27 protein-coding genes are annotated in these 24,767 nt (G+C 65.4%); 12 read left to right on the top strand and 15 right to left on the bottom strand.

The annotated features are described in order from the left end of the window. Nucleotides 1–93: 93 nt before the first annotated feature. The 5 genes from QPK27_RS15580 to QPK27_RS15560 all read left to right on the top strand — a co-directional run bounded on the left by QPK27_RS15580 (nt 94) and on the right by QPK27_RS15560 (nt 4,338). Complete coding sequence (locus QPK27_RS15580; RefSeq protein WP_290419172.1) at nt 94–1,410, top strand: hypothetical protein; 1,317 nt, start codon at nt 94–96, stop codon at nt 1,408–1,410. Nucleotides 1,411–1,499: 89 nt separating this feature from the next. Further along, nucleotides 1,500–1,709, top strand: coding sequence for a DUF3460 family protein (locus QPK27_RS15575; RefSeq protein WP_290419171.1), 210 nt, complete (start codon nt 1,500–1,502; stop codon nt 1,707–1,709). Between the two features lie 16 nt (nt 1,710–1,725). Then, nucleotides 1,726–2,574 carry a ScpA family protein gene (locus QPK27_RS15570; RefSeq protein WP_290419170.1) on the top strand — a complete coding sequence of 283 codons (849 nt, stop codon included), beginning with the start codon at nt 1,726–1,728 and terminating at the stop codon, nt 2,572–2,574. 53 nt (nt 2,575–2,627) lie between these two features. Next, nucleotides 2,628–3,467 carry a pantoate--beta-alanine ligase gene (gene panC, locus QPK27_RS15565; protein ID WP_290419169.1) on the top strand — a complete coding sequence of 280 codons (840 nt, stop codon included), beginning with the start codon at nt 2,628–2,630 and terminating at the stop codon, nt 3,465–3,467. A gap of 103 nt (nt 3,468–3,570) precedes the next feature. Then, entirely contained in the window at nt 3,571–4,338 is a 768-nt protein-coding gene (locus tag QPK27_RS15560) for a PilZ domain-containing protein (RefSeq protein ID WP_290419168.1), read from the top strand. Between the two features lie 35 nt (nt 4,339–4,373). Here the strand turns inward: QPK27_RS15560 and QPK27_RS15555 are convergent, their stop codons facing one another. The 15 genes from QPK27_RS15555 to flhD all read right to left on the bottom strand — a co-directional run bounded on the left by QPK27_RS15555 (nt 4,374) and on the right by flhD (nt 16,955). Continuing rightward, nucleotides 4,374–5,582: an EAL and HDOD domain-containing protein gene (locus QPK27_RS15555; protein WP_290419167.1), complete on the bottom strand. Its 1,209-nt coding sequence runs from the start codon at nt 5,580–5,582 to the stop codon at nt 4,374–4,376. 34 nt (nt 5,583–5,616) lie between these two features. Continuing rightward, the gene (gene cheZ, locus QPK27_RS15550) at nt 5,617–6,246 is read right to left on the bottom strand and encodes a protein phosphatase CheZ (protein ID WP_290419166.1); all 630 of its coding nucleotides are present in this window, start codon (nt 6,244–6,246) and stop codon (nt 5,617–5,619) included. A 1-nt stretch (nt 6,247) separates the two neighbouring features. After that, entirely contained in the window at nt 6,248–6,646 is a 399-nt protein-coding gene (gene cheY / locus QPK27_RS15545; RefSeq protein ID WP_183558083.1) for a chemotaxis response regulator CheY, read from the bottom strand. Between the two features lie 130 nt (nt 6,647–6,776). Then, on the bottom strand, nt 6,777–7,841 hold the full coding sequence (locus tag QPK27_RS15540) for a chemotaxis response regulator protein-glutamate methylesterase (protein WP_290419165.1): 1,065 nt from the start codon (nt 7,839–7,841) through the stop codon (nt 6,777–6,779). 23 nt (nt 7,842–7,864) lie between these two features. Continuing rightward, nucleotides 7,865–8,461, bottom strand: coding sequence for a chemoreceptor glutamine deamidase CheD (gene cheD / locus QPK27_RS15535; protein WP_290419164.1), 597 nt, complete (start codon nt 8,459–8,461; stop codon nt 7,865–7,867). 19 nt (nt 8,462–8,480) lie between these two features. Beyond that, entirely contained in the window at nt 8,481–9,332 is an 852-nt protein-coding gene (locus QPK27_RS15530; protein WP_290419163.1) for a CheR family methyltransferase, read from the bottom strand. Between the two features lie 92 nt (nt 9,333–9,424). Then, nucleotides 9,425–9,922 (bottom strand): chemotaxis protein CheW, encoded by a 498-nt coding sequence (locus QPK27_RS15525; protein WP_290419162.1) that lies wholly within the window; start codon nt 9,920–9,922, stop codon nt 9,425–9,427. Between the two features lie 26 nt (nt 9,923–9,948). After that, complete coding sequence (gene cheA, locus QPK27_RS15520; RefSeq protein WP_290419161.1) at nt 9,949–12,123, bottom strand: chemotaxis protein CheA; 2,175 nt, start codon at nt 12,121–12,123, stop codon at nt 9,949–9,951. 85 nt (nt 12,124–12,208) lie between these two features. Further along, on the bottom strand, nt 12,209–12,574 hold the full coding sequence (locus tag QPK27_RS15515; RefSeq protein WP_290419160.1) for a response regulator: 366 nt from the start codon (nt 12,572–12,574) through the stop codon (nt 12,209–12,211). A gap of 74 nt (nt 12,575–12,648) precedes the next feature. Beyond that, complete coding sequence (locus tag QPK27_RS15510; protein WP_290419159.1) at nt 12,649–13,197, bottom strand: chemotaxis protein; 549 nt, start codon at nt 13,195–13,197, stop codon at nt 12,649–12,651. Between the two features lie 42 nt (nt 13,198–13,239). Then, complete coding sequence (gene motB / locus QPK27_RS15505; RefSeq protein WP_290419158.1) at nt 13,240–14,172, bottom strand: flagellar motor protein MotB; 933 nt, start codon at nt 14,170–14,172, stop codon at nt 13,240–13,242. 44 nt (nt 14,173–14,216) lie between these two features. Continuing rightward, entirely contained in the window at nt 14,217–15,071 is an 855-nt protein-coding gene (gene motA / locus QPK27_RS15500; protein WP_290419157.1) for a flagellar motor stator protein MotA, read from the bottom strand. Between the two features lie 146 nt (nt 15,072–15,217). Then, a complete protein-coding gene (locus QPK27_RS15495) occupies nt 15,218–15,994 on the bottom strand; it encodes a class I SAM-dependent methyltransferase (protein WP_290419156.1) in 777 nt (258 codons plus the stop codon). 1 nt (nt 15,995) lies between these two features. Further along, complete coding sequence (flhC, locus tag QPK27_RS15490) at nt 15,996–16,562, bottom strand: flagellar transcriptional regulator FlhC (protein ID WP_290419155.1); 567 nt, start codon at nt 16,560–16,562, stop codon at nt 15,996–15,998. Nucleotides 16,563–16,637: 75 nt separating this feature from the next. After that, on the bottom strand, nt 16,638–16,955 hold the full coding sequence (flhD, locus tag QPK27_RS15485; protein ID WP_290419225.1) for a flagellar transcriptional regulator FlhD: 318 nt from the start codon (nt 16,953–16,955) through the stop codon (nt 16,638–16,640). Between the two features lie 589 nt (nt 16,956–17,544). Between flhD and kynU the strand changes: the two genes are divergently transcribed. The 7 genes from kynU to QPK27_RS15450 all read left to right on the top strand — a co-directional run bounded on the left by kynU (nt 17,545) and on the right by QPK27_RS15450 (nt 24,757). After that, a complete protein-coding gene (kynU, locus tag QPK27_RS15480) occupies nt 17,545–18,846 on the top strand; it encodes a kynureninase (RefSeq protein ID WP_290419154.1) in 1,302 nt (433 codons plus the stop codon). Nucleotides 18,847–18,857: 11 nt separating this feature from the next. Then, complete coding sequence (gene kynA / locus QPK27_RS15475) at nt 18,858–19,700, top strand: tryptophan 2,3-dioxygenase (protein WP_290419153.1); 843 nt, start codon at nt 18,858–18,860, stop codon at nt 19,698–19,700. A 67-nt stretch (nt 19,701–19,767) separates the two neighbouring features. Beyond that, nucleotides 19,768–20,937, top strand: a complete 1,170-nt coding sequence (locus QPK27_RS15470) for an acyltransferase (RefSeq protein ID WP_290419152.1) — start codon at nt 19,768–19,770, stop codon at nt 20,935–20,937. After that, a complete protein-coding gene (locus QPK27_RS15465; RefSeq protein WP_290419151.1) occupies nt 20,934–21,479 on the top strand; it encodes an alpha/beta hydrolase in 546 nt (181 codons plus the stop codon). The genes QPK27_RS15470 and QPK27_RS15465 overlap by 4 nt, the downstream gene beginning before the upstream one ends. A 4-nt stretch (nt 21,480–21,483) precedes the next feature. Continuing rightward, nucleotides 21,484–22,023 (top strand): GNAT family N-acetyltransferase, encoded by a 540-nt coding sequence (locus tag QPK27_RS15460; RefSeq protein ID WP_290419150.1) that lies wholly within the window; start codon nt 21,484–21,486, stop codon nt 22,021–22,023. After that, nucleotides 22,020–22,418, top strand: a complete 399-nt coding sequence (locus QPK27_RS15455; protein ID WP_290419149.1) for a GFA family protein — start codon at nt 22,020–22,022, stop codon at nt 22,416–22,418. Before QPK27_RS15460 ends, QPK27_RS15455 begins: the two co-directional genes overlap by 4 nt. Before the next feature lie 167 nt (nt 22,419–22,585). Further along, the gene (locus QPK27_RS15450) at nt 22,586–24,757 is read left to right on the top strand and encodes a TonB-dependent siderophore receptor (RefSeq protein ID WP_290419148.1); all 2,172 of its coding nucleotides are present in this window, start codon (nt 22,586–22,588) and stop codon (nt 24,755–24,757) included. Nucleotides 24,758–24,767: the final 10 nt, after the last annotated feature.

The raw sequence follows: 24,767 nt of genomic DNA, 5'->3' as shown, positions 1-24,767 counted from the left end.
AAGCTGATTTCCGGGCCCGGCAGGCGGTGTACAATGCCGTGTTTTCACATGACAAAACGCCCCTACAAACATTTTTGATAGGTAGCTAATAATATGACCGAATTGACCCCTCTCCGCCAACTCCCGCAAGCCAATGTGTTCCGCAAGGGCGACGTGTTCGTCCTGTTCGGCGAACTGTTCGGCCGCGGCTACGTGAATGGCCTGATCGACGAGGCGCGCAAGGCCGGCATGACGATCGTCGGCATTACCGTCGGCCGCCGCGACGACAATGGCGCCCTGCGCGCGCTGGACGCCGCCGAACTGGCCGAGGCGGAAGAGAAACTGGGCGGCCGCATCATCAACGTGCCGCTGATGGCCGGCTTCGACATGGACGCCCCGGAAGGCGAACAGAACCCGACCGAGATGCTGTCGGGTATCACCCTGAAGAACTGGCAGGAAGAAAAGCTGGACTGGGAACGCATCGAGCGCTGCCGCGAAGCCGGCGTGCGCCGCTTCACCGAGTCGGCCGCCACCGTCATGGGCGAGATCGACAAGCTGGTGCCGCAGGGCGCCAACGTGTTCTTCGCCCACACCATGGCCGGCGGCATTCCGCGCATCAAGGCCTTCCTGGCCATTGCCAACCGCATCTACAAAGGCCGCGGCGAGCGCTTCATGTCCTCGCGCGCCCTGCTCGACAGCGACCTGGGCAAGCTGATCCTGATGAACTTCGACGAAGTCTCGGCCAACACGCTCAAGTACCTGATCGACGCTTCGCAGGCGATCCGCGAGCGCGTGACCCAGGCGGGCGGCGAAGTGCGCTACACCGCCTACGGCTACCACGGCACCGAGATCCTGATCAACGGCGAATACCAGTGGCAGACCTACACCAACTACACCCAGGGCTACGCCAAGATGCGCCTGGAGTCGATCGCCGAAGCGGCCTGGAAGAATGGGGTGACCGCGACCGTGTTCAACTGCCCCGAGATCCGCACCAACTCGTCCGACATTTTCGTCGGCGTCGAGCTGTCGCTGTTCCCGCTGCTGAACGCGCTGAAGAAGGAAGGCGGCGGCGCCTGGGCCGACGAACAATGGCGCATCTGCGAAAGCCTGCTCAACGATGGCACCTCGCTGCAGTCGCTGCTCGACACCATCGAGCGCTACAACAACGATGGCACCAGCGCCGAGTTCCGCAACTTCGAAGCCTGGCCGATGGACAACACCCCGGCCCTGGCCGAGGTCATGATCGGCACTTCGGAAGACCTGACCGCCCTGCACAAGGACAAGAAGGCCCTGATCACCGATCACCTGTCGAGCCTGGTGCTGGAAGGCGCCGGCCCGCTGATGTTCCATGGCGCGTCGGAAAAGATCGCGCCGGTGCTGTGGCTGAGCCACGACATCATCGCCCGTCAGCTGAACGAACTGCACAAGTAATTGACGTGCACCGCGCGGCGGCAGGACAATCTGCCCCGCGCGCTCTTGCAGTCTCGCGTTTCCTTTCACCCTGCACCCACAGTCGAACCATGATCTTCTCGAAAAAACACTCGATGTACGAATCCGACCACACCAAGTTCATCAAGGAACTGAAGGACAAGACGCCAGGCATGGACGAGCGCCAGGTCGCCGGCCGCGCCCTGCTGTGGGACAAGGAACCGACTTCGCTGGACGAGCAGGAACGCGTCAAGCAGTCGCGCCTGCGCCAGAACGCCTACCCATACCAGACCAAGGTCTGAGCCCGGAGCGGCGCGCATGACGCCTGACCAGGCGCCGGACGGGCAGGTCGATGACCACGCCGCACCGTCCGGCGCGCCGCTCGACAACGCCGCCATCGCGCGCCTGTACGGCGAACCGCTGACGCGCCTGCCGAACGACCTGTACATTCCGCCGGACGCGCTGGAAATCTTCCTCGACGCCTTCGAAGGGCCGCTCGACCTGCTGCTGTACCTGATCCGCAAGCAGAACTTCAACATCCTCGACATCCCGATGGCGCAGGTGACCCTGCAATACCTGGAATACGTCGAGCAGATCCGCAAGAGCAACCTGGAACTGGCGGCCGAGTATCTGCTGATGGCGGCCATGCTGATCGAGATCAAATCGCGCATGCTGCTGCCCAAGCGCCAGGACGATCTGGTCGAAGACGCCGGCGACCCGCGCGCCGAACTGGTGCGCCGCCTGCTGGACTACGAGCAGATCAAGAGCGCCGCCATGGCACTGGGCAATGTGCCCCAGGAAGGACGCGACTTCGTGCGCCCGCAACTGTTCGTGGAACAGGGCCTCACGCAAAGCTGGCCCGAAGTCGATCCCTGGGACCTGCAGCGCGCCTGGCTCGACGTGCTGCGCCGCGCCAAGCTGACCCAGCATCACCGGATCGGGCGCCAGGAACTGTCGGTACGCGAACACATGTCGGCCATCCTGCGCACCCTGCAATCGCAGCGTTTCGTCGAGTTCTGCGATTTGTTCGCCGGCCAGCACGGCGTGCCGATCGTGGTAGTACACTTTGTCGCCATGCTCGAATTGGCGAAAGAGACCTTGATTGAGATCACGCAGGCAGAACCGTTCGCGCCGATCTACGTGCGCCTGGCGTACTCGCCGGCCTGACCCGGCGCCGGCGCCGCGCCGGCGCCATCATTCACCCGAATATCTTCACACTCATGAAAATCATTTCTTCCATTGACGAATTGCGCGACCAGATGCGCGGCCAGCTGCGTACCGCCTTCGTGCCGACGATGGGCAACCTGCACGAAGGCCACCTGTCCCTGATGCGCCTGGCGCGCCGCCACGGCGACCCGGTGGTGGCCTCGATCTTCGTCAACCGCCTGCAGTTCGGCCCCAACGAGGATTTCGACAAATACCCGCGCACCTTCCAGGAAGACGTGGCCAAGCTGGAAAAGGAAGGCGTCTACGTGCTGTTCGCGCCGACCGAGAAAGACCTGTACCCGGAGCCGCAGGAATACCGCGTCCGTCCGCCAAACGACCTCGGCAACACGCTGGAAGGCGAATTCCGTCCCGGCTTCTTCGAGGGCGTGTGCACGGTGGTGACCAAGCTGTTCTCGTGCGTACAGCCGCGCGTGGCCGTGTTCGGCAAGAAGGATTACCAGCAGCTGATGATCGTGCGCAATATGGCGCGCCAGTTCGCCCTGCCGACCGAGATCATCGGCGCCGAAACCTACCGCGCCGACGACGGCCTGGCGCTGTCCTCGCGCAACGGCTATCTGTCGACCGACGAACGCGCCGAAGCGCCAGCCCTGTACCGCAACCTGAACGCGGTGGCCGAAGCCGTGCGCGCCGGCGACCATGACATCGCGGGCGTGGAAGGGCGCGCCATGGCGGCGCTCGCCGAGCGGGGCTGGAAGCCGGACTACATCTCGGTGCGCAAGCGCGCCGACCTGCAAGCGCCGGGCGCGCTTGACCTCGAGCGCAACGAGCCGCTGGTGGTGCTGGCCGCGGCCAAGCTGGGCAACACGCGCCTGATCGACAACCTCGAGATTTGAGCGATAACAAAGCTGCACGATTGATTTCCGCAATGCAATAAGTTTGTATTCCGGTGTATACTGCCGCGTAACAGCAATTCACAATCACGCCCAGGACCCCGCCGTGAACGTCTCCGTTGCAGTCGCCCGCAAGGGCCCGCCCAAGCCTGCCGATTCGGTCAGCCGTATCGGCGGCAACCTCGCGCCGCACGAGATGCGCGATCCCTTCGATATCGGCGAAGCCCTGACGGCCCTGGCCGCCAGCGGCGACCCGGTGACGGTGTATTCCGGCATCCTCGACCCGATGCTGGCGCGCATCGAATCGGTCGATCCGGAGCTGCCGCATTTCGTGTTCGACTTCACCGGCAGCCAGATCCCGCCGCAGGGGCCGGCCACCTTTGTCGCCACCATCGGCGGCAGCGCCAAGCTGCAGTTCGAGCTCGACAGTGACTTCAGCGCCCTGCCCGGCCAGCCGCACCTGGTGCCGGCCGACTTCCCCGAAGCCTGCCTGGTGCTCAACCGGCGCGCCGCGCGCCGGGTCGAGACGCCGGTCGGCGGCAACTACAGCGCCACCTTCAGCCTGTCCAACAAGCAGTACGAATTGCCGCTCTACGATTTCTCGAAGGGCGGGGTCGGCTTGCGGGCAACGCCGGAGCAATGTTTCGGGCTATCGGTGGGCAAGAAACTGATCGGCGTGCGGCTGGAGCTGGGTCCGGCGCTGGTAGTGGTGGCGGATCTGGAAGTGCGGCTGCTGCGGCCGTTCCGTACTTTCCTGCTCGGCGAGCAGGTACAGATCGGCTGCAGTTTCGCCAGCATCTCGATGCAGATGCAGCAGACGCTGGAACGCTTCGTGACGACTGGACTGCCGGAGCGGCGGATGGTCAAGCGCTGAGGCGCCTCTCAGCCCCCCTCTTCGGCCGGCGGTGCTCAGGCCGCCACGCTCTGCGCCCACGCCAGCGCCGACAGGTGTGCCCGATTGACCTCCGACGCGCCGATTTCCAGCGTATCGGCCAGCGATGCCACCAGCGTCGAATTCAGCTCGCACGCCTCGGCCAGCGCCAGGTACGGTCCATAGGAACCCGCGCGCCCGGTCAAGGCCCGCACCACCTCGTCCGGCAGCTGGATCGTGTCCAGCACTTCCTGCATGCTCAAACCGAGCAGGCGGTCGAGCAGCGAAAACATCCCCGCCACGAACAGGTTCTCGGCCTCGCTCTTGTCCAGATGCTGTTGCCCCAGCAATTCAGCGAGCCGCCCACGCACCACGGCGGTTTCCATCAGCACCGGCGAATAGCCGCTCGAGCTGGCCGTGGCCAGCAGCAGCACCAGCCAGCGGTACAGCGGCGCATAGCCGAGCAAGGCGATCGCCTGGCGCAGCGACTGCACCTCGCGCCCGGCGCCGAAGCCAGCGGTGTTGATGTAGCGCAGCAGCTTGTAGGTCAGCGCCGGATCGCGCTTGAGCACGTTCTCCAGGGCCGGCACGTCTTCGTTGTTCTGCACCATCTGCATCAATTGCAGGATCACGGTCTGGGTCGGATTCATGCCCTTGACCGGCTTGCCGGGACGCGGCGTCAGGTGCAGCTTGCCGACAAAAGCGTCCAGGCCGAGCGCGGCGCAGGCGTCGAAATCGGCCCAGGTGGCTACCGGGCGGCCGACCATGCGCATCGCCGAATGCTTGGCGGCGGCATAGGTGCGCGCCTGGCTCGCCACGTCCAGCCCGCTGAAGGTGACTTCGACGTAGGAGGCATACGGCGTCAGGTTGCGCCCCAGCAGGTTCAGGTCGCAGCCGCGGATCGCCACCCCGACGCCGCCGGCGCGCACGCCCTGCACCGCGGCGCGCACGTCGAGGTCGGTCAGGTGGCGGATGTCGAGGGTCAGAACGGTGCGCTCGGGCGGCAGCGCGTGCAGGGCGTCGGTCGAGAGCATCGCCGGCACCGCGTCGAGGAACAGGATCTTGTCGCGCAGCAGCCATCCATGCTGTGCATGGTTGACGTGTTCCGCAACGAAACCGACCAGGCCTTCCATGTCCTGGTGGGAGGGGATCAGTCCGTCGTGCTGTTGCCACGACAGTTCGTAGCCGAGAACGCGCTGCTTCGGATCGAGCAGCGGTTCGCGGACAATGAAGTTGGTGCGATGCATGGGGGGCGCCGTAGGATGAAGCGCGGCGCGGCGCTCAGAAACCGAGACTGTCGAGCAGGTCGTCGACCTGGCCCTGGTCGGCCACGACTTCGCTGCCGGTCGGATTGATCTGTGGACCGTTCAGCAGGCCGTTGTCGAGCTCGCGTTTGATCTCGCTTGGCGCGAAGTCGATCAGCACCTGCACCAGCTGCTTTTCGAGGTTCTGCGCGATGCCGGTGATGCGGCCGATCACCTGGCCGGTCAGGTCCTGGAAGTCCTGGGCCATCATGATGTTCATCAGCTCGCCGCGGGTGGCAACCGCGCCGGCGCGCGATTCGCTCAGGCTGGCCACGGTGCGCTGGGCCAGTTCGCGCCATTCGGCGTCGCTGGCGCCCTTGTCGAGCAGCGCCTGCCAGCCCTTGGACAACTCGTCCGAGCGGGTCTCGATCGCGTCCTGCAGGGGGCCCGCGGCATCGGTCGCGTCCAGCACCTTCTTGGCGGCCTGTTCCGATAGGCGCGCCACGTAGTCGAGGCGGTCGCGCGCGTCAGGGATGTCGCTCGCGGCCTTTTCGATCAGCTTGTCCAGCCCCAGCCCGCGCAGGTTCTCGTGCAGCGCGCGGGTCATGTGGCCGATCCGGCTCAGGACCTCTTCATGAGAGCCCTGATCCGCGTTCTGCTCCACCATCTCAGGCTCCGGCTTTGTCGAGTTTCTCGAAGATCTTGTTCAGCTTCTCGTCCAGGGTCGCGGCCGTGAACGGCTTGACCACGTAGCCGCTGGCGCCGGCCTGGGCGGCGGCGATGATGTTTTCCTTCTTCGCTTCGGCGGTCACCATCAGCACCGGCAGCTTGGCCAGTGCCGGGTCGGCGCGGATGTGCTGCAGCATGGTCAGGCCGTCCATGTTCGGCATGTTCCAGTCCGACACCACGAAGTCGAACGACTCGCTGCGCAGCTTGGCCAGCGCCATCACGCCGTCTTCGGCTTCGTCGACGTTGGCATAACCCAGTTCTTTCAACAGATTCCGGACGATGCGGCGCATCGTCGAGAAATCGTCAACAACCAGAAAACGCATCTTTGGATCAGCCATGAATTACTCCGTTTGAATCTTGTATTTGGTTTATTGGTGAGCGCTGCATTTTACAGCCTCAAGAATAGCATTTTTGTTGCCTTACGGCGATAAAATAGCCCGCAAAGCATCGTTCAGTGTCCGATTCGCCTCAAACGCGCAACGCTCTGCCGCCCTGCGACGCCAGATGCTCGAGCACCATGCGCGGCAAGGCCTGCAACGGCCCCACCTCGTGCGCCGCGCCAATGGCGATCGCTTCGCGCGGCATGCCGAACACGACGCAGCTGGCTTCGTCCTGCGCGAAATTGTGCGCGCCGGCCTGGCGCATGTCCAGCATGCCGGCGGCGCCGTCCTTGCCCATCCCGGTCAGGATAACACCAACCGCGTTCTTGCCCGCAGCTTGCGCGGCGGAACGGAACAGCACGTCGACCGACGGCCGGTGCCGGTTCACCGGCGGCGACTGCTCGATGCGGGTCATGTAGTTGGCGCCGGAACGGCTGAGCAAGAGGTGCGAGTGGCCGGGCGCGATGTACGCATGCCCCGGCAACACCCGTTCGTTGCCTGCGGACTCGACCACGCTGATCTTGCACAGCGAATCGAGGCGCTTGGCGAACGAACTGGTAAACCCTTCCGGCATGTGCTGGGCGATCAGGATGCCCGGGCAGTCGGACGGCATCTGCATCAGGAATTCGCGGATCGCCTCGGTGCCGCCGGTAGAGGCGCCGATGATGATCAGTTTTTCGGACGAGATCAGCGGGCTGCGCAGAGCCGACAGCGGCCCGGCGCTGGCCGCCGGCGCCACGCTGCGCGGCGCGATGCGGGCGCGCGCTGCGGCGCGGATCTTGTCGGCGATCATGTCTGCGTACTCGCGCATGCCGGTCTGGATCGAGATCTTGGGTTTGGTGACGAAGTCGACCGCGCCCAGTTCGAGGGCGCGCATCGTGATTTCCGAGCCGCGCTCGGTCAGCGACGATACCATCAATACCGGCATCGGGCGCAGGCGCATCAGTTTTTCGAGGAAGTCGAGGCCGTCCATCTTGGGCATCTCGACGTCGAGGGTCAGCACGTCCGGATTGTGTTTCTTGATCAGCTCGCGCGCGACCAGCGGGTCGGGGGCGGTGGCGACCACTTCCAGGTCGGGCTGGGAGTTGACGATTTCGCTCATCACGCTGCGGATCAGCGCCGAATCGTCGACGATCAACACCTTCGTCTTCATGTGAATCCTTGTCTCTAATCTGCTCAGAACAGGTCGATCGCCCCTCCAACGGGCTGGACCTTGAGGCGCTTGGCGTAGTCGAGTTCGCGCTGCGCCAGCGTATCGTTTTGGGTTTGCATCAGTTTCTTGACCAGTACCTTGCCGGTGCGCGGGAAGAAATACACCTTGCGCGGATAGACGTCGTTCAGGTCCTGGGCCAGCACCGGAATCCGCTCGGTCTTGAGGAACTGCATCACGAAGGCGGCATTGCGCTCGCCCACATTCATCGCGGTGAAGCCGCGCAGCACCGCGCCGCCGCCGAACACCTTGGCTTCCAGGTGCTCGCGCCGGGCGCCGGCCTTCAGCAGGTCGTTGATCAACACTTCCATCGCGAACGAGCCGTAGCGCATCGAGGCCGATACCGGGCTGCTGCTGGCCTCGGCGCCGTCGGGCAGCATGAAGTGGTTCATGCCGCCCAGGCCGGTGACGCGGTCGCGGATGCAGGCCGACACGCACGAGCCGAGCACGGTCGAGATCAGCATGTCCCTGGCCGTGTAGTAGTACTCGCCCGGCAGGATCTTGGCGGCATCGACGTTGAAGACGCGGTCGTGGTACAGATTGGTCGCAAACTGGCTGTTCATGGTGGGTCAGGAGTCCAGTTCAGGCACGCGCATCGAGTTCGTACACGGTCTTGCCGCGCAGGCGCAGCGAGTCCGACACGTACAAGAAGTTTTCCGAGTGGCCGGCGAACAGCAACGCATGCGGCTTCATCAGCGGCACGAAGCGGTCCAGGATCTTGCGCTGGGTCGGCTTGTCGAAGTAAATCATCACGTTGCGGCAGAAGATGGCGTCGAACGGCCCTTCCAGCGGCCAGCCCTCGGCCAGCAGGTTCAGCTGGCGGAAGGCGACCAGGTTGCGCAGCTCGGGACGCACGCGCGCCATGCCTTCGTGCGCGCCCTTGCCCTTCAAGAAGAAGCGGCGCAGGCGCTCGGGCGCCATCTTGTCCAATCGGTCCATCGGATACACGCCGTTGGCGGCGGTGGCCAGCACATTGGTGTCGATGTCGGTGGCCACGATCTGGACCGGCGGCGTGAGCGAGTTGAAGGCTTCGCAGGCGGTCATCGCGATCGAATACGGCTCTTCGCCGGTGGAAGCGGCCGAGCACCAGATGGTCAGCGGACGTGTGTCCTTCTTGCGAATGGCGACCAGGTGCTCGAGCAAGAGCGGGAAGTGGTGCGCCTCGCGGAAGAACGAGGTCAGGTTGGTGGTCAGCGCATTGGTGAACGCTTCCCACTCCTTGTCCATGCGCCCCGCTTCCAGGTCGTCCAGGTAGCGCCCGAACGACTGGATGCCGGTCGCGCGCAGGCGCCGCGCCAGGCGGCTGTAGACCATTTCCTGCTTGCTGTCGGCCAGCGAGATGCCGGCGCGTCCGTGGATCAACGCGCGCACGCGCTCGAAATCACGGCGCGTGAAGTCGAATTCCTTGACCGTGTCAGTTTTTTGCTGCGGCACTTTGCTTGCCTTCTCTTTTGCTTGGCCCGCGCCGCGCTTGCACGGCGCGGCGCGTGGCCGGGGTGGTTGTCTGCTCCGTGCCGTGCGCGCGTTTACGCTGCCATCTTGTCGATCAGGCCCATCTCGCCCGACGACATCAGCTTGTCGATGTCGACCAGGATCAGCATGCGCTCGTCCACGGTGCCCAGGCCGATCATGTAGTCGGAGTTGAAGGCGGTGCCCATTTCCGGGGCCGGCTTGATCTGGTCGGCGGTCAGCGTAGTGACGTCCGAGACGCTGTCGACCACCATGCCCATGATGCGGCCACCGATGTTCAGGATGATCACGACGGTGAACTGATCGTACACCGGGGTGCCCAGCTTGAACTTGATGCGCATGTCCACCACCGGGATGATGATGCCGCGCAGGTTGATCACGCCCTTGATGAATTCCGGCGCATTGGCGATGCGGGTCACGGCCTCGTAGCCGCGGATTTCCTGCACCTTCAGGATGTCGATGCCATATTCTTCCGAGCCCAGGGTGAAGGCCAGGAATTCGTTGCCGGCGCCGTCGTGTGCGGTCGCGTCGGAGGTGGTTGCCAGGTTAGACATGAAGCGTCCTCTTTCAGGTTAAATTTTTATAAAACGACCGTATCGTCGGCCAGCTGGCGCGACGAGCGCACCAGCGCCGCCACGTCCAGGATCAGGGCGACACCGCCATCGCCCATGATGGTTGCGCCGGAGATCCCGGCCACCTTGCGGTAATTGGCTTCCAGGTTCTTGACCACCACCTGCTGCTGCCCCACCAGCTCGTCCACGAACAGCGCCGCCTTCTTGCCCTCGGTCTCGAGGATGACGACGATGCCGCTCGACGGGTCGCGGTGGACCGGCTCGATGTCGAACATCTGGTACAGCGGAATCAAGGGCAGGTATTCGCCGCGCACCTTGAGCACGCGCCCGCGCCCGGCGATGTCGCGCACGTCGTCCGGCGACGGCTGCAGCGACTCGACCACGAACGACAGCGGCAGGATATAGATCTCTTCGCCGCTGCGGATCGACATGCCGTCCAGGATGGCGAGGGTCAAGGGCAGCGAGATCGAGATCGTGGTGCCGAAGCCCTTGGCCGAGCGGATCTCGACCGAGCCGCCCATCTGCGTGATGTTGCGCTTGACCACGTCCATGCCGACGCCGCGGCCCGAGACGTCGGTGACCACGTCGGCGGTCGAGAAGCCCGGCGCGAAGATCAGCTGCCAGACCTCGGCGTCTGTCATATTGTCCGATGCCGCCAGGCCGTTCTGGGCCGCCTTGGCCAGGATCCGTTCGCGATTCAGGCCGCCGCCGTCGTCCGCCACCTCGATCACGATGTGGCCGCCCTGGTGGCCGGCCGACAGGAACAGGCGCCCCGCTTCCGACTTGCCGGCAGCAAGGCGCGCGGCCGGCATCTCGATGCCATGGTCGATCGAGTTGCGCACCAGGTGGGTCAGCGGATCGACGATGCGTTCGATCAGGCCTTTATCCAGTTCGGTGGCGGCGCCGTGGGTGATGAAGTCGACCTTCTTGCCCAGCTTGCCCGCCAGGTCGCGCACCATGCGCGGGAAGCGCGAGAACACGAAGTCCATCGGCATCATGCGGATCGACATCACCGCCTCCTGCAGCTCGCGCGTATTGCGTCCCAGCTGGCTGACCGAGGACAGCAGGCGCTCGTGGCCGATCGGATCGAGCTGGCTGCTGCGCTGCTCGAGCATGGCGTTGGTGATCACCAGTTCGCCGATCAGGTTGATCAGCTGGTCGACCTTTTCGACCGAGACGCGGATCGACGACGATTCGCTTTGATCCTTCTTGGCCGTCTTCTTTTCGGCGGCCAGTTCGGCCAGGTGCTCGGCAAGGTCTTGAGACTGCGCCTGTGCCTGGGCGCTGACCGACTGCTCGGGCGCACTTGGGGCCTGTTCGGCCACGATGCCGGCCGCCGCGCGGATCTGCTCGATCGGCTGGAAGAAGCCGTAGCCGCGGTCGTCGTCCGACATGTCGGCTTGCGCCGGCGCTTCGTCGTCGTCCGGGCCGAAGAAACCGTAGCCCTGCTCGTCCTCGATGCGCTTGCGCTCGGCCGCTTCCAGAGCGCGCTGTTCCGGCGTCAAGGCCGGCGCCTCGAAGATCCTGAGGTCGTCCGGATCGAGCACGAAGGAGCAGATCGACATGATGTCGTCCAGGCTTTCGTGGGTGGTGATGATCAGCGCCGTGCGCCCGCCCTCGAGCGGGGTCACCGAGACGCGGCCCATCAGGCCGAGTTCATCGACCAGGGCGTTGATGTCGCGCTGCGCCACCTGCGGCAGTTCGATCTTGTAGCGGTGCGCGCCTTCGGTCTGGTGTTGCGGCTTCGATGCAGCGGTCAGATACGACGGCGCCACCACCGGCGCCTGCGGCACCAGGCCTTCGGCCAGGTCGTGCAGCACCATGCGCACGTTGGCCACCGCTTCCTGGTCGACCGCCGCGCCGTGGCGATGGCCGTCGAGCTGCATCTTGAGGATGTCCTTGGCGGCCAGGAAGGCGTCCACGTGGTTGCTGGTCAGCGCCATCTCGCCCTTGCGGATGCGGTCCAGCAGCGACTCCAGCACGTGGGTCACGTCGCACATGTCGGTCAGGCCGAAGGTCGAGGCGCCGCCCTTGACCGAGTGCGCGGTACGGAACACGGCGTTCAGGTCTTCCGCGTCCGGCGACGCGACATCGACGCCCAGCAGCAGGCGTTCCATTTCGGCGAGCAGCTCTTCGGCTTCGTCGAAAAAGACCTGGTAGAACTGGCTGATGTCGATGCTCATAAGGTGGTCCGGTCGGTGCGGCCGCCATCCGTACCTTGAGTACGATGCGCGCGGCCTGGAACAGTCGGGCAAAGGATCATGGCGCTCAGCCGATCACTTTTTTGACCACCTCGATCAGGCGCTGGGGGTCGAACGGCTTGACCAGCCAGCCGTTGGCGCCGGCCGCGCGGCCCTTCGACTTCATTTCGTCGGACGACTCGGTGGTCAGCATCAGGATCGGGGTCTTGGCGTAGCCCGGCAGCGTGCGCAGGGTCTTGATCAGGGTGAGGCCATCCATCTTCGGCATGTTCTGGTCGGTCAGCACCAGGTCGACGCTCTGCAGCTTGGCCTTGTCCAGGCCATCCTGGCCGTCCACCGCTTCCACCACGTTGTAGCCGGCGGCCTTCAGGCTGAACGCCACCATCTGGCGCAGCGAACTTGAATCGTCGACCGCGAGAATCGTTTTTGCCATGTTTTTGCTCCCTGCTGTTTTGTGTCCGGCTCGAGCCGGAATTCGTATTCGTTATAAGGTGAAAACGGGCGAACTCAGAACAGTTCGACGTCGCCGCTTTCCAGATGCCGCTGCTCGACCGAGCGGCGCAGCACGCTGCGCAGTTCGAGCGACTGGATCGCCAGCGCCATGCTGACCTTGCCCAGCCGTTCGACGATCTCCTCGCTGTCGGTCTCGGGCGCGATGTCGGCGCCATGCTCGCTCAGCGTGCCGAGAAAGTCGCGCAGGCCGGCCACCCGGCGCAGCGTACGCTCGATCAGCTGCGCCGTCATGTCCTGGAACTGCATGCTGGTGATCGCCGTGTTCACGTGTTCGCCGATCTCGCGCGACATCCCGGACAACAGCTCCCGGTCTTCAGCGCTCGGCGTGGCGCCGGCGAGCAAGCCGTCGATCGCCGCCTGGCGCGCCGCCACCGTGCCGTGGATCGCCATGAAGCTGGCGCTGAGCTTCTCGATCGCTTCCTCCAGCAGCAGCTCGGTCTGCAGCAGGTCGGTCTCGACCTCGGTCAGGTGGCGCCGGCCGTGCACCGACACGCCCGACAGCAGGCGCTTCACGTGCGAACCGAGTATTTTTTTTCTTGTCATTCTTATCCTCTTTCCGGGGCTACTTTCGGGCTGATTCCGGATTTACTTCTTCACTGCGTCGAGCGTCGCATTGGCCGCGCCTGTCGCATCTTCCGCCGGCACGTCGAGCGTGGCGGCGTCGCGCCGCACCGCTTCTTCAGTGCGCTTGTTCATCACGATGATGCTGATGCGGCGGTTGATCGGATTGAACGGATCCTTGGCGTCCAGGTTCGCCGCCGACGCCAGGCCCACCACGCGCAGCACCTTGTCGTCCGCCAGCCCGCCCAGCATCATCTCGCGCCGCGAGGCGTTGGCGCGGTCGGACGACAGCTCCCAGTTGCTGTAGCCGGTGTCGCTGCCGTACGGCGTCGAATCGGTGTGGCCCGAGATGCCGATCTTGTTCGGCACTTCGTTGAGCACCATGCCGATGATGTGCAGGATCTCCTTGGTGTAGGGCTGCAGCTCGGCGCGCGCCATGGCGAACATCGGGCGGTTCTTCTCGTCCACGATCTGGATCCGCAAGCCTTCGCTGGTGATGTCCAGCAGCAGCTGGTTCTGGTATTTCTTGAGCATCGGATTGACCTCGATGGCCGATTCGATGCGTCCCTTCAGGGCCGACAGGCGCGCGCTTTCCTCGCGCTGCAACGCCGCCTTGGCCGCCTGCAGGTCATAGGTCTTGTTGGCCGGTGGAGAGTCGCCCTTCTTGACCTGGCCGGCGCGCCGGGTCAGGTCTTCGCCGCCGCCCTGGATCACCGACGACGAGTCGCCCGAGCCGGAACCGCCCTGCATCGCCACCTTCAGCGGCGTCTTGAAGTATTCCGAGATGCCGACCAGGTCGCCCTTGGCGGTCGAGCCCAGCAGCCACATCAGCAAAAAGAACGCCATCATCGCGGTCACGAAGTCGGCGTACGCGATCTTCCAGGCGCCGCCGTGGTGGCCGCCGGCCACCTTCTTGATGCGCTTGACGACGATGGGCCGCTGTCCTTCGTCAGCCATGGACGCCTCCCATCACGTTATCGAGGTGAACGATCATCGCGCGCTTACTTCTTCTTCTTGATGTGCTCTTCGAGCTCGGCGAAGGTCGGGCGCTCGGTCGAGTACAGCACCTTGCGGCCGAATTCCACCGCCAGCGCCGGCGCATAGCCGTTCAGGCTGGCCAGCAGGGTGACCTTCACGCACTGGAACATCTTGGTCGATTCTTCCAGCTTCTGTTCCAGCACGTTGCCCAACGGGCTGACGAACGCGTAGGCCAGCAGGATGCCGAGGAAGGTACCGACCAGCGCCTTCGCGATCAGGATGCCCAGTTCGGCCGGCGGCAGGCCCACCGATTCCATGGTGTGTACCACGCCCATCACCGCCGCCACGATGCCGAACGCCGGCAGGCCGTCGCCCAGCTTGGCGATCACGTGCGACGGAATCGCGCCTTCATGGTGGTGGGTTTCGATCTCGTTGTCCATCAGGTTTTCGATCTGCATCGCGTCCATGTTGCCGGACACCATCAGGCGCAGGTAATCGGTCATGAATTCGATGATGTGGTGGTCGGCCAGCACCAGCGGATAGTTCGAGAACAGCGGCGACGATTCCGGCGCCTCGATGTCGCCTTCGATCGACATCAGGCCTTCTTTACGCACTTTCGACAGCACGTCGAATTGCAGCGCCATCAGTTCCATATACATGTCCTTGCTGTACTTGGAACCCTTGAAGATGGAGGGAAAGGCCTTCATGGTGGCCTTGATCGACTTGCCGGTGTTGCCGACAATGAAGGCGCCGACGGCGGCGCCGCCGATCATCAGCAGCTCGATGGGCTGCCAGAGCGAAGCAAGGTGGCCGCCGGCCAGCGCGAAGCCGCCGAACACGCAACCCATGACAACAAGGTAACCGACAATGACTAACAAGGGAATGGACTCCAGAAGACCGGTTTTGGTGTCGTGTCATACGACGCAAAAACGGGAAATTCAGAAAAGTTTATGCAGGGAACTACTCTATCCGGAGTATAGCCCACGGGCAAGTAAAACCGTCCTTTTTCACTCTGGAGTGTCGCCTAAAAGTCCCACAAATACAGGCTCGGGCCATCCATGTTCAAGGTGACAATCCGGCTCGGTGGTTGACTTGCAATGACGAATTCGTAACTGAAAAGCGTCGACCCGGGCTTCATCTCGCGCGCCGCCTTGAGATACAGGCCCGTCATGACGGCCGGCGACAGGTAGGCGAACACGGCATCGTAGTCGCCGAAATCGAGATGGTCGTAGTCGCCGCGGATGAAACGGGCGCGGCTGCCGGCGGCCTTCGCGCGCAGGTAGCTGTAGAGCCACGGCAGGGGCGCCAGCTCGATGCCTTCGAAACGCGACTCGGGGCGCTTGCGCTGCAGCTCCAGCACGAAGCCGCCCAGGCCGCTGCCGACGTCGATCACGCGCAAGGGGCGATTCCTGGGCAGGCTGGCCGCCACCGCTTCCCACACGCGGCGCCCGGACGGGTAGTACGGCACCTGGGTGCGGTAGGTCGACCAGTACAGCAGCAGCAGGAACAGGAACAGCGCCAGGAACACGGCCGGCGGAATCGCCAGCGTACTTGCCGCCAGCAGCGCGAGCGGAAAGCCGAAGCCGATCGCGCGCCACCAGATCGCCAGCCGGCGCCACCAGGTCAGGCCAAGCGCAATTGCGCCCTGCACCAGCGCCACATGGAGGTAGGAGACCGCGAGCCCGGCCCGCGCGCAGAGGTAGACGACGCCGAGCGTCAGGGGAAAGGCGGCGGCCTGGATCAGCAGCGCCTGGACCGCGGGCGCGCGCAGGATGCCGGCCGGGTTCGACGCGCGCGCCAACTCAGGCGCTATCCTCGTTGGCGGCCGCCGCGGCGTCGCGCGCATCCTTGGCCTTGCGCGTCTTGCCGGCGCGCGAAGGCATGTGGCACAGGCCGCAGGCATAGTCGGCGTTGAGGTCGAGCGCGTTGACGATGAACTTGCCCTGGCATTTGCTGCACGGGGCCAGCAGCAGCATGTTGCTCTGGAAGAAACGCACCAGGGTCCAGGCGCGCGTCAATGACAGCAGCGGCTCTTCACCCGGCGCCGGCGGCATCTGTTCGAGATAAAGTTGATATGCCTTCATCACCGCCTGGATGCCGGTGGCGCCCGCGTGTTCGACCAGGAACTGGTGAATATTGATGAAGAGCGAGGAATGGATGTTCGGTTGCCAGGTCAGGAACCAGTCGGTGGAGAACGGGAGCATGCCCTTGGGTGGAGAGACACCCTTGAGTTCCTTGTACAGCTTGAGCAAGCGTTCGCGCGACAGCGAGACTTCGGTTTCGAGCAGCTGGAGTCGCGCCCCCAGGTTGATCAGTTCGATGGCAAGCTGGATTTCCTGCGCTTCGGTGACGACGCTCTTCTTGTTCATACTGCTGCTCCCGGTATACCAATCGGCCCTCCCCAGGCGAGGCCGTTACCGGATTATACGGTTTCCGTTACCGGATTATGCGATTTCTTCGACCGGCTGGCCGGCCATCAGGATCGCGGCATGCGATTGGGCCAGGCTGCGGTCCTTGGTGTGGCTGGTCAGCATCGACAGGATCGCGGTGTCGTCGAAGCGGAAACGGGCCAGCATCATGTTGCCGCCAGCCAATTTCAGGATCTGGGCGTTGCTCATGCCTTCGATCAGGTCGGCGATGTCGGCCGAGATACCGAGGCGGAAGATGGCGGCAACCTTGTCCGCGCGGATCATCTGCTGAGCCAGCATCAGGTAGCTCAGGTTGGCATCGCGAATCTCGGCCATCATGTCGTTTGCGGTCATCATCTTCTCTCTCCGTTTTGTTGGGTTCGGCGTGTTGTTTGTTGCCGATGAGATAGATTCTGACCGTGAGGAAACTTTTCCGGAATCAGACGAAGGCGGTATTTGACGTCCGCAAAAGACAGCAGAGCCCGTAGGAGTTTGTCTGACAAACTCTACGGGAACGCTGCATTTCCCCTATGAGAAGGGGGTCGAGCATGGCGTCGGGAAACGCCCCGAATTGTGTGTGCGTCGATCTACAACTGTCGCGCAATTACTACGGTAACGGCAGCGTTTTCGAGAACTTTAGGGTTGTTCGAGAATTTTTTTCATCTTTTTTCTCGCCCTTCTGACTCTTTAACGGCAGCCTCGACAGGAACTTTAGGGTCGTTCACCACTTTTTTTTGACCCATTACCGCCTATCTAAACTCGTTATCGGTCCGGGTTCAGGGAACTTTAGGGTTCTGTGAAAAAAATTTTGAAAATTTTTCTCAAGGCCGACATCGTCCGCCAGGCATGTCGTTTCAACAATGATTTTCGCTCCGACGCGTCGGAACTTGCTACACTTCGCCCCTGCCTATTGCTTCAAGCATCAACCAATTCTGGAATCCGCATGACCGACACCAACATTACCCGCGCCGCCTGCCAGGCGCGCGACGCCGCCGACCCGCTGGCGCCGCTGCGCGACCGTTTCGACCTGCCCGCCGGCGTCATCTATTTGGACGGCAACTCGCTGGGCGCCCGACCCAGGGCGGCGCTGGCGCGCGCCCAGGACGTGGTGGCGCGCGAATGGGGCACTGACCTGATCCGCAGCTGGAACGACGCCGGCTGGTTCGACATGCCGCGCCGCCTGGGCGACCGCCTGGCGCCGCTGATCGGCGCGCATGCCGGCGAAGTCGCAGTGACCGACACCACCTCGCTCAACCTGTTCAAGGCGCTGGCCGCCGCGCTGCGCATCCAGGCCAACGGCGGCGCCGGCGAGCGGCGCGGAGACGCATTTCCGAACGGCCGCCGTGCCAGCGAGCGCCGAGTCATCGTCACCGAGCGCAGCAACTTCCCGACCGATATCTATATGGCCGAGGGCCTCAGCCGCTGGCTGCAGCAGGGCTACCGCGTGCGCCTGGTGGACAGCGTCGACGAGATCCCCGCCGCGCTCGACGGCGACTGCGCGGTGCTGATGCTCACCCACGTCAACTACCGCACCGGCCACCAGCACGACATGGCCGCCCTCACCCGCCTGGCGCACGCCGCCGGCGCGCTGGCGGTGTGGGACCTGGCCCACTCGGCCGGCGCGGTGCCGCTCGACCTGCACGGCGCGAATGCCGACTTCGCGGTCGGCTGCACCTATAAATACCTGAACGGCGGTCCCGGCGCGCCGGCCTTCATCTGGGTGCCGCGGCGCCACCAGGCCGCCTTCGACCATCCGCTCTCGGGCTGGTGGGGCCACGCCGCGCCGTTCGCGATGGCCAGCGCCTTCGCGCCAAGCGAGGGCATCGGGCGCGCCCTGTGCGGCACCCAGCCGGTCGTGTCGCTGGCGCTGGTCGAATGCGGGCTGGAAGTGTTCGAAGCGACGAATATGGACGCGATCCGCGCCAAGTCGCTGGCCCTCACCGACCTGTTCATCGAACTGGTCGAAAGCCGCTGCGCCGGCCATCCCCTTGGCCTGGTGACGCCGCGCGAACACGCCCGGCGCGGCAGCCAGGTCAGCTTCACCCATCCGCACGGTTACGCCGTGATGACGGCATTGATCGCGCGCGGCGTGATCGGCGACTACCGCGAGCCGGAGATCATGCGCTTCGGCTTCACGCCGCTGTACACCAGCTTTGCCGACGTGTGGGATGCGGTGGACGTGCTGAAGGATATCCTCGATCGCGGCGCCTATGACGTCAACGCGGCGCGCAGCGCTGTCACCTGAAGAGAACGACCATGAGCGACCAGCACGACGACGGCAAACAGTGGCACGGCGCCCGGATGGATTTCAGGGAGTCGATGAGCTATGGCGACTACCTGGGCCTGGGCCGGATCCTGAGCGCCCAGCATCCGCGCTCGCCCAGCCACGACGAGATGCTGTTCATCGTCCAGCACCAGACGAGTGAACTGTGGATCAAGCTGATGCTGCACGAGCTGCAGGCGGTGCGGCGCCACATCCGCGCCGACGACCTGCCGCCGGCCTTCAAAATGCTGGCGCGGGTGGCGCGCATCATGGACCAGCTGGTGCACGCCTGGGACGTGCTGGCCACCATGACCCCGCCCGAGTACACCGCGATCCGGCCCTATCTCGGCGCGTCGTCGGGCTTCCAGTCGTTCCAGTACCGCGAGCTCGAATTCATCCTCGGCAACAAGAACCCGGCACTGCTGGCGGTGCACGAGGGCGCGCCCGAGGCGCATGCGATCCTGGCGCGCGAACTGGCCGCGCCCTCGATCTACGACGAGTCGGTGATGCTGCTGGCGCGCAGCGGCTTCGCGATCGACCCGGCGCGCATCGAGGGCGAGCGCACAGCTCCCACGCAGATGGACGACTCGGTCAAGGCGGCCTGGCTCGGCGTCTACCGCGACACCGCGCGCCACTGGGCGCTGTACGAACTGGCCGAAAAGCTGGTCGACCTGGAAACGGCGTTCCGCTTCTGGCGCTTCCGTCACGTGTCGACAGTGGAGCGCATCATCGGCTTCAAGAGCGGCACCGGCGGCACCGCCGGGGTGAGCTACCTGCGCAAGATGCTGGACGTGGTGCTGTTCCCGGAACTGTTCGCGCTGCGCACCGAATTGTAGGCGGCGCCACGGACGGGCGCGGCCATGAAAAACAGTCCCGTCACGGAACTGAAGTAGTATTGTTGGCATGTCCGCCGTCCCTGCCCCCCTCGACCGCCCGTTCTCGGTCTACCTCGACCTGGTCCGCTTCCTGGCGGCGCTGGCGGTCGTCCTGATGCACGTGCGCCAGGGCGAACTGGTGACGGGCCCAGGCGCCGACCTGCTGACCATGCTCGGGCGCGAAGCGGTGATGGCGTTCTTCGTGCTGTCCGGCTTCGTCATCGCCTATACCAGCGACACGCGCCGCCCCAGCCTGCGCGACTATGCCGTGGCGCGCTGCGCCCGCATCTATTCGGTGGCGCTGCCGGTGCTGGTGCTGGGTTTTATCTGCGCCTGGCTGCTCGGCCCGCACCTCGAACACCGCATCGGCAAGGCCTACCAGCTATATAAACCGTGGCTGTACATTCCCTTCCACTTGCAGTTCCTGGGCGACCTGTGGCAGCTGTCCGAGGTGCCGCCGCTCCTGGTGCCGTGGTGGTCGCTCAACTACGAAGTCTGGTACTACGTGCTGTTCGGCGTGGCCTGCTACCTGCGCGGCGCGCGCCGGATCCTGGCATTGGCGCTGGTGCTGGCGGTCATGGGCATCAAACTGTGGCTGCTGCTGCCGGTGTGGCTGGCCGGAGTCTGGCTGTACCGCTGGCAGGCGCGCCACACGCTGCCGCTGCCGTGGGCGCGCGCCGGCTGGGTCGCCAGCTGGCTACTGCTGGCGGCCTATGAAGCGAGCGACCTCGAGACCGTGTTGCGCGAAATCGGCCGCGCGTCCTGGCTGGGCCAGGCCTTCAGCCTGGGCAACGCCGACCGCTTCCTGGCCGACTACGCGGTCGGCCTGATCGTCTGCCTGAACTTCGCCTGCGCGCGCTTCGCCGGCCTGGACGCCGTGCTGCGCGTGGCGCGTCCGGTGCGCGCCTGCGCTTCCTATACACTGACCCTGTACCTGTCGCACGCGCTGGTGCTGGCCGCCTGGCCGGTGCTGTACGCGCACGACCCGGCCAACCCGCTCGACCTGCTGGCGCTCGGCGCCGCGGTCGGCCTGGCGGCCTGGCTGCTCGGCATGCTGACCGAGCAGCGCAAGGACGCCTGGCGCCGCCTGTTCGAGCGCATCCACGACTGGTTCTTCGGCGCGCCGCCCGCCGCGCTGGCGCCGGCCGGCGCGGCGACCTTCCCGATCAAAGAACAGCAACAAGGAGAGATTCGATGAAATGTGACGTCCTGATTTTGCCCGGCCTGTGGAATTCCGGGCCGCGCCACTGGCAATCGCTGTGGCACGAGCGCTACCCGCAATGGCAGCGCACCGCGCACCGCGACTGGACCAGCCCGCACCGCGACGAGTGGGTGTCCGAACTCGACGCCGCCATCGCCGGCTGCCGCGGCGCGCCGATCCTGGTGGCGCACAGCCTGGGCTGCATGCTGGTCGCGCACTGGGCGCGCTGCGGTTCGCCATTGAAAGTGGCCGGCGCCTTCCTGGCCGCGCCGAGCGACGTCGAAGCGTCGACCTTCCCGTTCGATCCCGGCAGCTGGGCGCCGGTGCCGATGGACGCGCTGCCCTTCCCCAGCCTGGTGGTCGGCAGCGCCAACGACCCATTTGCGACGACCCAGCGCACGCGCGCCTTTGCCGAGGCCTGGGGCAGCCGGCTGGTGGAGATCGGCGACGCCGGCCACCTGAACACCGAGTCGGGCCATGGCGAATGGCCGGACGGCTTGCGTTTGCTGGAGCAGTTCTGCGACGAAGTATCAAGCTGAGGCCATGACCGTCCTGCACAGCCAGCGCTTGCGCTACGAGCCGATGAGCGAGGATCACTTCGACGGCTTGCGCGTGCTGAACGGCGATCCCGAGGTGATGCGCCACATCTCGGGCCGGCCCGAGACGGCCGAGGAAACGCATGCCACGATCGCGCGGGTGCAGGCGCGCTGGCGCGAACACGGCCACGCCTGGTGGTGCCTGATCGAAGTCGACACTGGAGAACTGGTCGGCGCCGGCTGCATCCAGCACCTGGGCCACGACCCGGCCAACCCGCTCGAAATCGGCTGGCGCCTGCGTCCCGACCGCTGGGGCCGCGGCTACGCCATCGAAGCGGCCGAGCGCATGGCGCGATTCGCCTTCGACGAGCTGGGCGCGCCGCTGCTGCGCGCCATCTGCGCGCCGGAGAACCTGAAGTCGGCGCGCGTCATGGAGCGGCTCGGCATGCGCGCCTGCGGCCACGAGACCTGGCACGAGCGCGACGTGCTGGCGTACGAGATCGAGCGCACGACGTGGCTGGCGCGCAGCGGGAACAAGGCCGAATGAAGACCTACCACGGCAGCTGCCACTGCGGCGCGATCCGCTACCGGGCCGACATCGATCCGGCCGCCGGCACGGTCAAGTGCAACTGCAGCATCTGCACCAAGATGCGCTTCTGGGCCGCCGTCGTCGCGCCCGCCGCATTCCGCCTGCTGCAGGGCGGCGACGCGCTGCGCGAATACCGCTTCCACACGCGGCGCGACGCCCATCACTTCTGCGGCCACTGCGGCATCAACGTCTACACCAGCGGCGACGCGCCGGGTAGCGGGCCGTTCGTGGCGGTGACCATCGCCAGCCTGGACGACATGCCGGTCGACGACATGCTGGCCGCGCCGGTCCGCTACATCGACGGCCGCAACGACAACTGGCGCACACCGCCGGCCGAGATCCGCCACCTGTAATCACGGTCTCCGGCCGCACGGGCCCAGCCACCCTTTGGATAGTTGCATATTGCATAAAACGCCATTATGCATCAGAATGAGAATCACTCTCATTTGCATTCATTGCGTGCGCGTCATCCACGCGCATCGCCTGTGAACCTGTCACCTATTAAAAAAGAAAGACCAGCATGACTGTTCCGAAGCGCCTGCCGCGCGTGCTTGCCCTCGCCCTCGCCTACTCTTCCACGACCGTTCACGCCGCCGATGCGCCGGAGACGCCATCCGCATCGACCGTGCTGGTCAGCGCCGACCGCCTGGGCGGCGGCTACGGCGCGGACGGCGCCGGCATCGCGAAAGGCAGTGCGTCGCTGCGCGAGACGCCGCAATCGGTGTCGGTGGTCACGCGCCAGCGCCTGGACGACCAGAACCTGCGCACGCTGGACGAGGCGCTCGCGAACAGCACCGGGATCATCGTCGAGCAGGGCAGCAGCTACGAGCGCCGCTACTATGCGCGCGGCTTCGAGATCGAATCGGTGCAGTACGACGGCGTCGCCACCCAGCGCGGCGCCGGTTTCGCGATCAGCCCGGACCTGTCGGTGTTCGAGCGGGTCGAGGTGCTGCGCGGCCCGGCGGGCCTGTTCAGCGGCGCCGGCAATCCGGGCGGCGCGGTCAACCTGGTGCGCAAGCGCCCGCTCAAGACGCGCCGGATGGACGCGCTGGCCGCCGCCGGCCGCTGGGACAACTACCGCGCCCAGGCCGACGCCTCGCTGCCGCTGAACGAGAGCGGCAGCGTGCGCGCGCGCGTGGTCGCGGCGCACGAAGACCGCGACTTCTTCTACGACCTGGCCGAGACCAGGCGCTCGGTGCTGTATGCGATCGTGGAGGCCGACCTGGCGCCGTCGACCACGCTCGGCGCCGGCCTGCACTACGAGAACAACGACATGGCGCCGTTCTACGGCGGCCTGCCGCGCTTCTCGAACGGCGCCGACCTGGGCCTGCCGCGCGAGACCTACCTGAACGCCGCCTGGTCGAACACCGACGTCAAGTCGCGCACCGCCTTCGTCGACCTGCAGCACCGCTTCGGCAACGACTGGAAGCTGCGCGCGGCCTTCTCCAGCATGCGCGAAGACAATCACGACACCAGCGGCTCGGCCTTCGGCCCGGTCGATCCGGCCACCAACCTGGGGCCGAGCCTGTCGGCGTTCCGCCAGCACCTGGTGGGCGACCAGAAAGCGGCCGACCTCACGCTCGAAGGCGGCTTCAACGCCTTCGGCCGGCGTCACGACCTGCTGCTGGGCGCCAACTGGATGCAGCGCGACTTCGACAACACCAGCCAGCTGTACGCGGTCGACAACCCGGTCATCAACCCCACCACCTTCAACCCGCACGACTACGCGGTGCTGCCGACCCGCCCGGGCCGCGCCGGTGCGCACACCCTGACCGCGCTGGAGCAATCTGGGGTGTACGGCTCGCTGCGCCTGAGCCTGACCGACACGGTCAAGCTGATCGCCGGCGGCCGTGTCAGCGACTGGAAAAGCTCGGTGCGCAACCTGGTCACCGATGCCTGGAACACCCGCCCCTACAAGCAAAGCGGCGAGTTCACGCCGTATGGCGCGCTGCAGTGGGACGTCGCCCCCGACTGGACCACTTATCTGAGCTACGCCGAGATCTTCCGCTCGCAGGCGTCGCAGTTCACCGCCGGCGGCGAGCGCCTGGCGCCGGCCACCGGCAACAACGTCGAGGCCGGGCTGAAAGGCGCGCTGGCCGGCGGGCGCCTGAACGCGGCGCTGGCGCTGTTTCGCGTGATCGAGGAAAACCGCTCGCAGACCGATCCCTCGACGCCGACGCCGTGCCCGGCCTCGCCCACCGGCGGCGCCTGCTTCATCGCCGAAGGCAAGGTGCGCAGCCAGGGCCTGGACGCGGAACTGAGCGGCCTGCTGGCGCCAGGCTGGCAGGTCAGCGCCGGCTACACCTGGAACCAGACCCGCTACCTGCGCGACCGCACCGCCACCGGCGCGCCCAGCGCCAACGAGAACCAGCCGCTGTCGACCTTCACGCCGCGCCACCTGGCGCGCATCTGGACCAACTGGCAGCCGGCCGGCTCGCCGTGGAGCGCGGGCGCCGGCGTCAACGCGCAGAACGAGTTCTACAAGACCAGCGGCGCCCTGCGCGTGTCGCAGGCCGGCTACGCCGTCTGGTCGGGACGGGTCGGCTACCGCTTCAACCGCAACCTCGACCTGGCCGTCAACCTGAACAACGTGTTCGACAAGCGCTACTACCGCACGCTTGGCAACACCAGCGGCAGCAACTGGTATGGCGACCCGCGCAACGTGACGGCGACCCTGCACGCGGTGTTCTGAAACCTGCGGC

This window comes from Massilia sp. YIM B02443 (assembly GCF_030411955.1).
In the GTDB taxonomy this organism is placed as follows: domain Bacteria; phylum Pseudomonadota; class Gammaproteobacteria; order Burkholderiales; family Burkholderiaceae_D; genus Telluria.
Note: the sequence above shows the minus strand (reverse complement) of the source record. Positions and strands in the feature narration are given on the sequence as shown.